Source organism: Streptomyces lonarensis, from assembly GCF_012033735.1.
GTDB lineage: Bacteria > Actinomycetota > Actinomycetes > Streptomycetales > Streptomycetaceae > Streptomyces > Streptomyces lonarensis.
In genome coordinates this window covers 1-10,743 of the sequence record NZ_JAAVJD010000179.1, presented here as the reverse complement: position 1 = coordinate 10,743, position 10,743 = coordinate 1, and the positions used below count along the sequence as shown (strand labels likewise).

Here is a 10,743-nt window from a genome sequence, read left to right as displayed (position 1 = left end):
GCCCCGACCCGGCACAGGGCCCGGACGCGGCGCAGGCCACGGACGTGACACCGGAGCCGGACGCGGCGACCCGCGCCACCGAGGGCGCGCGGGGCACGGTCCTGCTGACCGGCGCCGCCGGACGGCTCGGCACCGCGCTGCGGGCCGGCCTGCCCGCGCTGGGGTGGGGGCTGCGCTGTCTGGACCGCGTCGCCGTCCCCGGCGATCCGGGGGCCGTGGTCGCCGAACTGGACGACGAGGCGGCGCTCCGGGAGGCCGCGCGGGGCGCGGACGCCGTCGTGCACCTGGCGGGCCACCCGGGCGAACGCGACTTCCCCGAGCTGGTCCGGAACAACATCCTCGGTTCGTACCACCTGTACGAGGCGGTGCGGCGCGAGGGAGTGCCCCGCGTGGTGGCCGCCTCCAGCAACCACGCCGTGGGCTTCGCCCGCTGCCCCGACACCGGACAGCCGCCGATCCCGGTGGACGGCCCGCACCGGCCCGACACCTTCTACGGGCTGACGAAGTGCGTCGGGGAGGACCTCGCCGAGCTGTACTGGGCGCGCACCGGCATCGAGACGGTCTCGCTGCGGATCGGCGGCTGCTACGAGCGCCCCCGCAACGCGCGGGAGCTGTCGATCTGGCTCAGCCACGGCGACCTGGTGCGGTTGGTGCACGCTGCGCTCACCGCGCCGCGCGTCGGGCACACCGTGGTCAACGGGGTCTCGGACAACACCCGGGGTGTCCTCGACCTCTCCGCCGCCCGCCGCCTGGGCTACCGGCCGCTCGACGACGCCGAGGACCACGCGGCCGCGGTGCTGGCCGACGGGGCCCCCGGATGGGCGCGCCCGGGGACGCCGCCGCTCGGGGGCGACTTCATGAGCATGTGGGGCGAGTGGCCGCCGTTGCCGGACCGGGGGTGATCGGCAGCGCGGCGGGCCCGCGGCGGATGCGCGGCGGATGCGCGGCACCACTCCTCCGGGTGGCCCGCCGGACGGACGGAGGATGCCCGGCGGGGAGCGGCGGGAGGTGCGGGGCGGGGGCCGGGGGGGCACCGGAGTGGTGGCGCGGTGGCGGCGGGCGGGTCGGATGCGAGCCGGGGGCGGGGAGCCGGGTGGGGCGAGGTCGGGGGCGGTGGCCCCGTCAGTCGTCCGCGCGGGGCAGCGCGTTGCCGGCGCCTCCGGTGATCTCGGGCGCGTACAGCGTGGCGAGCGGTTCCGGCCCGGCGTAGCGGCGGCAGGGGCACTGCCGGGGCTCGGCGGCGGGCTTACCGCCGGCGTCCGCGGCGGCGGGCTCCGGTGACGCGCTCTGCTTGGCCTGCTTCGACTTCTTGGGCTGCTTGGGCTGCTTGGTCTTCACCATCGCGTAGCACCGGCCCTCTCTGGGGTCGTGGTAGGCGAGATGGTGGGTGCAGCCGCAGACCGGGTCCGGGCCGCGCAGTTCGCGCTCGCGGGCGTCGCGGCGTTCGTCCTTGATCTTCTTGATCCGGTCCCAGGCACCACCGGCGACGAAGCCGGAGGCCAGGATCACCGCCACGATCTCGAAGCCGGTCACGTCCGGTCCCCCTTGCGTCTCGTCCGCTGTCGGTCACTGGCCGGAGATCGTCGCACACGACGGACCGACCGCAGAAGGCCCCGCGGCCCGCCCCCACCGGCCACGGGGCCCCCGCCGGCCTCCCGTGTCCCGTCCAAGGGGGGAGCTGCGGGAGATCGCGGTCGAGCCTGCGTCGGCGGACGCGGTGCGCGTTCCGCCGGTCACCACGCGGCTGCCCCAGCTCGTGCGCAGCCGCGTTGACAGGCTCAGCTAATGGCATTAGCTTTGAGCTAACGTCATTAGCCACAAGGAGCTGTCATGAGCGGTTCGACCGAGTATCTGAGCGTCGAGGGCGGCACCATCGCCTACGAGGTCAGCGGTAGCGGCCCGCTGATCGTGCTGGCGCACGGCATGGGCGACAGTCGCGCCGCCTACCGGGCGGTCACCCCCGTGCTGGTGGCGGCCGGGTACCGCGTCGCCGCCGCGGACCTGCGAGGTTGCGGGGAGTCGAGCGCGGCATGGCCGGAGTGGTCGCGCACCGCCATCGCGGGCGACCTGCTCGCCCTGATCCGGCACCTCGGCGGACCGGCCGTGCTGGTCGGCCACTCCATCTCCGGCGGTGCCGCCACCATCGCGGCCGCCGAGGAGCCGGCACTGGTGACGGGCGTGGTCGAACTCGCCCCCTTCACCCGCAAGCAGTCGGTCGCCGCGGGTGACCTGCGGGTGAAGCGCTTCCGTCAGGGCATGCTGCGCCTGCTCGGCGCGGCGGTGTTCGGCAGCACCCGGCTGTGGCTCTCCTACCTCGACGTCGCGTACCCCGGCGACAAGCCCCGCGACTGGTCGGAGCGGTTGGCGGCCGTCGAGGCGAAGCTGCGCGAGCCGGGTCGGATGAAGGCCCTGCAGGGCATGGGCCGCAGCGCTCCGACCGACGCGGGCGCGCAGCTCGCCCACGTGCGCTGCCCGGTGCTGGTGGTGATGGGCACCCTCGACCCCGACTGGGCGGACCCGCACGCCGAGGGCTCGGCTGTGGTCGAGGAGCTCCCGGCCGGGCTCGGACAGCTGGAGATGATCGAGGGCGCCGGACACTACCCGCACGACCAGTTCCCCGAGCAGGTGGCCGCGCTCGTGCTCGCCTTCGCCCGCTCGGACGCCGCCCGTGCCTAGGGCGGGGCTGGACCCGGCCACGGTGGTGGCGGCGGGTGCCGCCCTCGCCGACGAGGCCGGCCTCCCGGGGGTCACGATGGGGCTGCTGGCGCAGCGGCTCGGGGTGCGCACCCCGTCCCTCTACAAGCACGTGGACGGGATGGACGACCTGGTGCGCCGCATAGCCGCCCTGGCGCTCGCGGAGGCCGGCGACGCCGTCGGGCTCGCCGTCCGAGGCCGCGCCGGCCGCGACGCACTCGCGGCGGCGGCCCACGCCTTCCGCGCCTTCGTGCTGGCACACCCGGGCCGCTACGCCGCCACCGTCGGACAGGAACCGACCGGACCGGACGACCCGCTGGCCGTCGGTGCAGGCCGGCTACTGGAGGCCTTCCGGTCGGTGCTGCGCGGCTACGACGTTCCGGAGGCCGACACCGACCACGCGCTGCGCATGCTCCGCAGTCTGTGCCACGGCTTCGCCACCCTGGAGTCGGCGCACGGCTTCCGCTGGAGCGCGGATGTCGACGAGAGCTTCGAGTGGCTCATCGACTTCACCGACCACGGCCTCCGCTCGATGTGAGGCAACACCCAGAGCCCGTCGTAGCGCGCCGCGATGTCCGTCCCGAAGCGATCCACGCGGTACGGCCGTTCGGGAACGCGAGTGCCTCGGCCGAGCCGGTGTGCAGAGCCGGCAGGGAGTCGGGCCCCGCGGTAAGCACGTCCTTCCGTGGCCGGGCAAGGCACCTGGGCGGCCGTCGTCGCTTTGTCGATGCTCGACATCGAGAACACCGGCGACCGCAGGGAGCGGCAGCGGCGGAGGGCGTTCCAGGCACGCGGGCAAAGCAGCCACCTTCCTCGTCCTCAGGGGTCCGTCGCTAGGCTCCGGGCCCATGACCAGTAATCCGGGGTTCACTTGCGCATGCTGCGGGCTCAACCACCCTGACCTGCCCATGAACTACACCGCCGCGGCTCCCGCCGTGTGGGAACAGGACTTCGCCGAGGCCGACGGCTGCCTGCTCTCTGCGGACCAGTGCGTGATCGCCGCGCAGCACTACTTCGTCAAGGGCCTGATCGAGATACCGGTCATCGGCAGTGACGAGGTCTTCTCCTGGGGCGTCTGGGTCTCGCTCAGCCAAGAGAGCTTCTCCCGGGTCTCCGAGCTGTGGGACACCCCCGGCCGCGAGGACGAAGAACCGTACTTCGGCTGGCTCACCACCGATCTTCCGGTGTACCCGACGGCGACGTTCAACCTGAAGACACTCGTCCATACCCGCCCGGTGGGCGAACGCTTCGTGATCGAGCTGGAGCCCACCGAGCACCCCCTCGCCGTCGAGCAGCGCACGGGAATCGACCTGGAGCGCGTCCGCGAGATCGCGTCGGCCGTGCTCCACGCAGGTGACGGCGAGTAGCCGTCGTGGTCGGCCGGCCGGCGCCGCCCGCCCCGGCGGCGCCTGACGGCTTGAGCCGCAGAATTCAGCGCCTCATCGAGGTCGGAGGGCATCCGCCTTCGCCGGCTTGCCGCCAGGAACACACTCACGTGTGCGAGTAACAGGGCGTCGGCGAATCTCGGTGGAGCGAATGGCTCGCCGGCAAGCGCGCGGAGAGCGGCTAGGCTCGGTCACTCTACGAGGCCAAAGACCGTGGAAGGGCGGCACCGTGGGAAATTTGAACGGGGCGTGGATTCGTCACACCCTCTCCGAAAGGGACCGCAGCACCTTCGAGTCGCAGTACGACTTCGCGCTGTCCGGGGCACGGCTCACGTACGAGATCGAACCGCTGGCCGAAGTCGTGCGGGAGTGGTGGCTGCACGCCGGAGGGGACCGGGACACTGCGGATGCGGACCGATACCGTTCCCACCAGGACGCCACGATCACCCGCAGGCCCCAGCTCCCTCAGCAGGACCCCACCCGGTGGGTCGATCGCACCGGCCCTGCCGTCTTCGCCGCCCTCTCCCCCGGCGACCGCGTTCGCTTCGAGCTGGACTTCGCTGGAGCTGCCGACTTCGCGGCGCAGTCCTACGACCACCGGCGCCTGGTCGAGGTGGTGTCCGAGTGGTGGACCCCCGCGTGCCGGAACGCCAACCCGGAACACCAGCAGATCGACCTCGCCATGATTCGACGCATTGAGGCCGGCGACGAGTCTGTCTTCACCGACGGCGGGGAACTGTCCTAGGCATGGCCACATACGAGATCCGGTTCGTGACAGAAGCGGCGCGCCAGCGAGACTCCCTTCCGGCCGGACCACGCAGAGAGCTGGAAGAAGCACTCAAGGAGATCCAGGCCAACCCCTTCAGGAAGGGCAAGAAGGGCTCCAACGAGGTGTGGTACCGGGATTTCGGCAGCGCGGGTCAGATCATGTACCTCGTCTCGAACCGCATTGTCACCGTGACGGTACTTCGTCTTACATACGTCTGAGCCTTCCCCGCACAGGCGGAGATTGAAGCAGCCACCGGGCCCTACGCCTCGTCCATGGGCAGCCCCGCGTGTGCGGGGAGGAGCCGCACAGCTTGCTCGGCACCTGCCGTGGGTTGGGAACACCCCCGCGTGTGCGGGGAGGAGCATCGGTGGGGTACGAGGGGCGCTGCGCATCGGGGAACACCCCCGCGTGTGCGGGGAGGAGCGCGAGTCCGAGGTCGACGACCAGGGCGAGGCGGGAACACCCCCGCGTGTGCGGGGAGGAGCCCGGGCGGCTCCGGGTCGGTGATCTTCGGCGGGGAACACCCCCGCGTGTGCGGGGAGGAGTCTTGGCTCTGGGACGCCATTCTCCGCGACGTGGGAACACCCCCGCGTGTGCGGGGAGGAGCAGATGCCCCTGGTCGTTGAGGTACATGGACTCGGAACACCCCCGCGTGTGCGGGGAGGAGCGTGACCCGGAGCGGCGAGCAGCGTCCCGACCGGGAACACCCCCGCGTGTGCGGGGAGGAGACCCTCAGGCCGTTCCTGAAACCGTCGGGGTTGGGAACACCCCCGCGTGTGCGGGGAGGAGATTTCGAATTCGCCATGAGCGCCGTACAGGCCGGGAACACCCCCGCGTGTGCGGGGAGGAGGGCGCTGCTCGCCGCCGGTGTCTCCGGTGACGGGGAACACCCCCGCGTGTGCGGGGAGGAGCCTGGTGGTCGACGAGGCCCACAGGGTCAGCGGGGAACACCCCCGCGTGTGCGGGGAGGAGCCGTCGTGCAGCGCCCGCTCGACGGCGGGCCCGGGAACACCCCCGCGTGTGCGGGGAGGAGTCCTGGCCTGAGGTGATGCGCTTCCGCAGCGCGGGAACACCCCCGCGTGTGCGGGGAGGAGCGCGCCCGGGTCGAGGGCGAGGGCGACGCACTCGGGAACACCCCCGCGTGTGCGGGGAGGAGCCCCGTCGCCGAGGCGGCTGAAGGCGGACTTCGGGAACACCCCCGCGTGTGCGGGGAGGAGCGGACATGGTCCGCGAGCACATCCGGACCGGCGGGAACACCCCCGCGTGTGCGGGGAGGAGCCGTACGACCGGAGCACGCGCGGGAAGAGGTTGGGAACACCCCCGCGTGTGCGGGGAGGAGCGCCACACCTCGCCCGAGGCGATGTGGTCGCGGGGAACACCCCCGCGTGTGCGGGGAGGAGCGGATATGGTCCGCGAGCACATCCGGACCGGCGGGAACACCCCCGCGTGTGCGGGGAGGAGCCGTACGACCGGAGCACGCGCGGGAATAGGTTGGGAACACCCCCGCGTGTGCGGGGAGGAGCGCCACACCTCGCCCGAGGCGATGTGGTCGCGGGGAACACCCCCGCGTGTGCGGGGAGGAGAGTTGACTCGCGCGACCTCACCGCCGCCAGACGGGAACACCCCCGCGTGTGCGGGGAGGAGATCTCCCGGATGTGGGCGGCCGTGAACCGGATGGGAACACCCCCGCGTGTGCGGGGAGGAGGTCTCCGCGCCCGGCTTCAGACCGAAGTCCATGGGAACACCCCCGCGTGTGCGGGGAGGAGGACCACAGGTCACACCACAGCCCGACCTCACGGGGAACACCCCCGCGTGTGCGGGGAGGAGGGTGTACCAGTCCCCTCCCCCGACCAGTAGGCGGGAACACCCCCGCGTGTGCGGGGAGGAAAGCAGTCCCGCGGCAGCGGCAGGGAGGGTGTCGGGAACACCCCCGCGTGTGCGGGGAGGAGTTCTCGCGCCTCGGCACGACCAGGGCTGCCCGGGGAACACCCCCGCGTGTGCGGGGAGGAGACCGCGCTCCTGGCGCTCATGGTCTTGATGATCGGAACACCCCCGCGTGTGCGGGGAGGAGCGGATCGTGCCGCCCTTGGCCAGGTACGGGATGGGAACACCCCCGCGTGTGCGGGGAGGAGGAGGTGACGCAGCTGATGGAGGCCATCGAACGGGGAACACCCCCGCGTGTGCGGGGAGGAGCCCGCAGCCTGGCTGGCCCGCTTCGAGAAGGCAGGAACACCCCCGCGTGTGCGGGGAGGAGCCGACAGTGACGCCGGCGACGGTGTAGTTCTCGGGAACACCCCCGCGTGTGCGGGGAGGAGGACAAGCTCACCATCACCGCCGGCGGCCGTCCGGGAACACCCCCGCGTGTGCGGGGAGGAGCACAGCGCCGGCACCGCAGACCCGCACCCCGAGGGAACACCCCCGCGTGTGCGGGGAGGAGCGGCCGCCGTCGTGATGTCGGGGTCGTCGTCCGGGAACACCCCCGCGTGTGCGGGGAGGAGCTTCGTCAGGAACGATCCTGAGCGCGGCGGCGGGGAACACCCCCGCGTGTGCGGGGAGGAGTGCCCGACGTCGAAGGGCTCGACGGGCTGGCCGGGAACACCCCCGCGTGTGCGGGGAGGAGCGACCGGACTCCCACGACCGGAGCGTCCTCGGGGGAACACCCCCGCGTGTGCGGGGAGGAGCGTGCGTGACCTGGGGCGTTAACTGGTGAGTAACTGGATTTTACTTACTTTACTAAACTCCGGCATTTCACCCATTCCAGGTCGCGCGGTCGGCCTCGGAGCAACGATACGGCGCCGGTGGGGTGTTCGGGCCGGCTTGGGTGGTCCGGCTCGGGTCGTCGGCTGCGGCGGTCGATGTGCGGCCGAGTGGTCAGCTGGGGTCGTCGGTCCAGGCTTCTGCGCACAGTGCCCGGTCGAGTTCGTCGGTGTAGAGGGCGACGGCGAGCCATGCGCGGGCGAACAGTTCGGGGTCGGTGGCGCGCAGCCGTCCGAAGGTGTCGCGGGTGCGGTCGGCGGCGGTCCGGTGCAGCGTCTCCAGGAGCGCGGCGGCGGTCGGCAGGGCGTGGTCCCGCAGCGTGCCGGGGTCGTTGCCGGGAGGTTGGGTGAGCAGGGCGCGGCCGCCGGCCGCCGCGTGGTGGAGGCGGCGCCGCAGGAGGTGGAGCGGGGCGGTGGTGGGGCGGGCCGGTTCGGCTGCGGCGGGGTGGACCCCGTCGGGGGCTGTGGCGGGCGGGAGGTCGGCGGCCTGCAGGCGCTCCAGTCCCAGGTTGACGTGTGCTCCGTCCTCGGTCGGGTGGCTGACTGCGAGGAGTCGGGCGCGCGGGTGAGCGGCGGGTTCGAGGCGGGCGACGGCGCGCAGTCGGAGTCCCGGGCGGGAGGCCAGCAGGCGCAGGTTGTCGCGGTGGGGCAGCGCCGGGTGGTCGTGGGCGACCGTGAGCCGGACCGCCACTCCCCCGCAGTGCGCGAGGAGGCAGTCGCCGGCGGACTCCCTGACCGCGCCCGCGAGGGTCACGGTGAGGAACAGCAGGTCGTCGCGGTTCGGGGTCGGTGAGTCCCGGGAGGCGAGGGCCCGTGCGACCTGGCCGGACAGCGGTTCCTCCCACAGGGCTGCCGGTGGGCCGTCGGTCCACGGTGACCCGGCTGCCCGTACCGCTCGGACTCCGGCTCCGGCGCCCAGGCGGCCGGAGGACGAGAGGGTGGCCCCGGAGACGGCGAGTCCGGCTCGGGAGAGTTCCCGGTGGGTGAAGGCGGTGTCGCCCATCCGGACGGTGCGGTCCCCCGCGCCGGCGGCTCTGGCCGCGCCGCCGGGGGCGACGTCGGAGACGGTGTAGCGGCGGCCGGAGGCGTCGACGGTCCAGGTGACCGCGCCGGCGTAGCCGCCGGGGGTGAGGATCGCTTCGCTGAACAGGCCGTGGAGCCGCAGCGAGCCCTCCGGCGTGTAGCTGCGCCGGGCCGTGCCGCGCAGCTCGGCGAGTTCCGCGCCGGTGGCGGCGGGGAGCCGGTGGGAGGTGTGGAGCAGGTCGCGGAGGTGGCGGGCGAGGTCTGCGAGTCGGTGCTCGGGCGAACCGGCGCGGGCGGCGCGGAGCTGGGTGACGGTGGCGACCGCTGCGGCCGCGGGGCGGTGGAGGCCGGCGAGGCGCGCGGTGTGCGCGGTGCGCAGCAGCTCGGCCTGGTGGACGGCGCCGGCACCGTCCCGGCCGGCGTCGAGAGCCTCGGCCGCAGCGGTGAACAGGGCTGCGCAGGCGGCGACCTGATCGGCGTCGGGTTCCGGGGCCGCGTCGAGGCCGGGGCCCGCCGGCTCGGTGTGGGCCGACCCGCGGGCGGCACAGGTCACCGTGGCGGCGGTGCGGGCTCCGCCCGGGGTGCCCGGCGCGTGGAGCGGTGCGTCGGCCGGGGCCGGGTAGGCGGCCGAACCGTCGACGTCCGGCGCCGCCGCGTCCGCCGCCGGGGCGTCGCCCTGCGCCGCGCTCTCGGCCGGTGACGGGTCGGCGATGGGGGCGGCCGAGACGATCGCGGCGCGGTGGACGCAGGCGGGGGCCAGCAGGCAGCCGCAGCGCACCGCCTCGGCGGTGGTGACCGCGCCGCCCGACAGCTGGAGTTCGACTGCGGTCTCCTCGTCGAGCGCGATCCGCACGGTGTCTCCGTCGCGGGAGACCGGGAGGTCTGCCAGCTTGGTGACGGCGGCGTCGAGCCGTTTGCGGAGCCGGGAGGAGAGTGCGCCGACGATGGCGGCGGTCACCTCCGGTGCCACCGGGGGAAGTTGCGTGCTCATGAGACCTTCTCCCCCACCCAGCGGGCGAGTTCCAGCGGGCTGAGTGCGGCGACCGGCATGCCTGCCGCGACGAGTTGGGAAGCCACGCCGGTCGAGTAGCGCGGCCGGCCGAGGTCGTCGAGGCCGGCGCAGCCGAGGACGTGGCAGCCTGCGGCGACGAGGGCCCGGACCTCGGCGAGGAGTCCGCCGAGCGGGTAGCCCTCCTCGAAGTCGCTGATGACCACGATCAGGGTGCGGGACGGGACGCTGACCAGGTCCCGGGCGGCGCGCAGCCCGGCGGCGATGTGGGTGCCGCCGCCGATGCTGACCTCCAGCAGGAGCGACAGCGGGTCGTCGACCTGGCCGGTGAGGTCGACGACCTCGGTGGAGAACGCCAGGAAGTGGGTGGACAGCGTCGGTACCCCGGCCAGGACGGAGGCAGTGAGCGCCGCCCAGACGGTGGACGCCTCCATGGACCCCGACACGTCGGTGACGAGGATGAGCCGCCAGTCGGCGGAGCGGCGGCCGCGGGTGCGGAAGACGGGGTGCTCGGGCAGGAGTTGGACGGTGCCGTCCGGTGCGCGGCGGGCGCCGGCGAGGTTGGCGCGGATGGTGCGCGGCAGGTCGAGCGGCCCGCCGGGGCGGCGGGACGGGCGTGGTTGGACCGCGCCGTGCAGCGCGGGGCGTATGCGGGTGGCGAGCGCGCGGGTGAGTTCCTCGACGAGGCGTCGCACGAGGGGCCGCAGCGCGGCGAGTCTGGCCTCGGGCAGGCCGCCGGCGTGGCTGAGGACGGTGCGGAGCAGGTCGACGGAGGGCCGGACGCTGTCGGGCCGCAGCTCGGTCAGGACGTCGGTGCGGCCCTGCGCCGCCGCGGCGGCCAGGACTTCCTCGCGGATGCCGGGTCCGAAGAGCGCGGCGAGCTCCTCGGACCAGGCGCGCACGCCCGGGTAGGGGGCTTCGCGTCCGCCGCCGTGCCCCGCGCCGAGGTCCCCGCGGCTGCCTTCGCCCCGTCCCTGGCCGTACAGCTCGTCGAGGGCGGTGGCGAGGCCGCCGGCGGCGGCGTCGAGGGCGTCGTGGCGCCGGCCGAGGACGAGCCGCCAGCGGTCCGCCGCCGCCAGTACGCGGGGCGGTGTCGCGGGGTCGGCC

General features: G+C 73.9%; 9 protein-coding genes and 1 CRISPR repeat array. Of the genes, 6 read left to right on the top strand and 3 right to left on the bottom strand.

What is annotated here, in order from left to right; translation table 11 throughout:
- Positions 1-44: 44 nt before the first annotated feature.
- A complete protein-coding gene (locus tag HCN56_RS19115; RefSeq protein ID WP_167972818.1) occupies positions 45-902 on the top strand; it encodes an NAD-dependent epimerase/dehydratase family protein in 858 nt (285 codons plus the stop codon).
- Positions 903-1,122: 220 nt separating this feature from the next.
- Here HCN56_RS19115 and HCN56_RS19110 read toward each other — a convergent pair whose 3' ends face one another.
- Complete coding sequence (locus HCN56_RS19110) at positions 1,123-1,533, bottom strand: hypothetical protein (RefSeq protein ID WP_167972814.1); 411 nt, start codon at positions 1,531-1,533, stop codon at positions 1,123-1,125.
- Between the two features lie 297 nt (positions 1,534-1,830).
- On the opposite strand from HCN56_RS19110, the gene HCN56_RS19105 reads away from it, so the two are divergent.
- From HCN56_RS19105 to HCN56_RS19085, 5 genes are all read left to right on the top strand, one after another.
- On the top strand, positions 1,831-2,676 hold the full coding sequence (locus HCN56_RS19105) for an alpha/beta fold hydrolase (protein ID WP_167972812.1): 846 nt from the start codon (positions 1,831-1,833) through the stop codon (positions 2,674-2,676).
- A 22-nt stretch (positions 2,677-2,698) separates the two neighbouring features.
- Positions 2,699-3,232, top strand: a complete 534-nt coding sequence (locus HCN56_RS19100) for a TetR/AcrR family transcriptional regulator (RefSeq protein ID WP_167972816.1) — start codon at positions 2,699-2,701, stop codon at positions 3,230-3,232.
- 370 nt (positions 3,233-3,602) lie between these two features.
- A complete protein-coding gene (locus HCN56_RS19095; RefSeq protein WP_245246741.1) occupies positions 3,603-4,061 on the top strand; it encodes a DUF2199 domain-containing protein in 459 nt (152 codons plus the stop codon).
- 247 nt (positions 4,062-4,308) lie between these two features.
- Positions 4,309-4,824, top strand: a complete 516-nt coding sequence (locus HCN56_RS19090) for a DUF6247 family protein (protein ID WP_167972808.1) — start codon at positions 4,309-4,311, stop codon at positions 4,822-4,824.
- A gap of 2 nt (positions 4,825-4,826) precedes the next feature.
- Complete coding sequence (locus tag HCN56_RS19085) at positions 4,827-5,066, top strand: type II toxin-antitoxin system RelE family toxin (RefSeq protein ID WP_167972806.1); 240 nt, start codon at positions 4,827-4,829, stop codon at positions 5,064-5,066.
- A 54-nt stretch (positions 5,067-5,120) separates the two neighbouring features.
- Positions 5,121-7,529: direct repeats of the CRISPR family, unit length 29 nt; unit sequence GGGAACACCCCCGCGTGTGCGGGGAGGAG.
- Positions 7,530-7,719: 190 nt separating this feature from the next.
- Here HCN56_RS19085 and HCN56_RS19080 read toward each other — a convergent pair.
- Together HCN56_RS19080 and HCN56_RS19075 are read right to left on the bottom strand one after the other, a co-directional pair.
- The gene (locus HCN56_RS19080; protein WP_167972804.1) at positions 7,720-9,618 is read right to left on the bottom strand and encodes a hypothetical protein; all 1,899 of its coding nucleotides are present in this window, start codon (positions 9,616-9,618) and stop codon (positions 7,720-7,722) included.
- The coding region (locus tag HCN56_RS19075; protein WP_167972802.1) for a vWA domain-containing protein at positions 9,615-10,743 on the bottom strand (1,129 nt) is incomplete at its 5' end. The genes HCN56_RS19075 and HCN56_RS19080, both read right to left, overlap by 4 nt.

What these genes read in the sequence shown, in the direction of transcription:
- HCN56_RS19095 (WP_245246741.1), top strand. Translation starts at nt 3,603, where the DNA reads ATGAACTACACCGCCGCGGCTCCCGCCGTGTGGGAACAGGACTTCGCC.
- HCN56_RS19085 (WP_167972806.1), top strand. Translation starts at nt 4,827, where the DNA reads ATGGCCACATACGAGATCCGGTTCGTGACAGAAGCGGCGCGCCAGCGA.
- HCN56_RS19105 (WP_167972812.1), top strand. Translation starts at nt 1,831, where the DNA reads ATGAGCGGTTCGACCGAGTATCTGAGCGTCGAGGGCGGCACCATCGCC.
- HCN56_RS19080 (WP_167972804.1), bottom strand. Translation starts at nt 9,618, where the DNA reads ATGAGCACGCAACTTCCCCCGGTGGCACCGGAGGTGACCGCCGCCATC.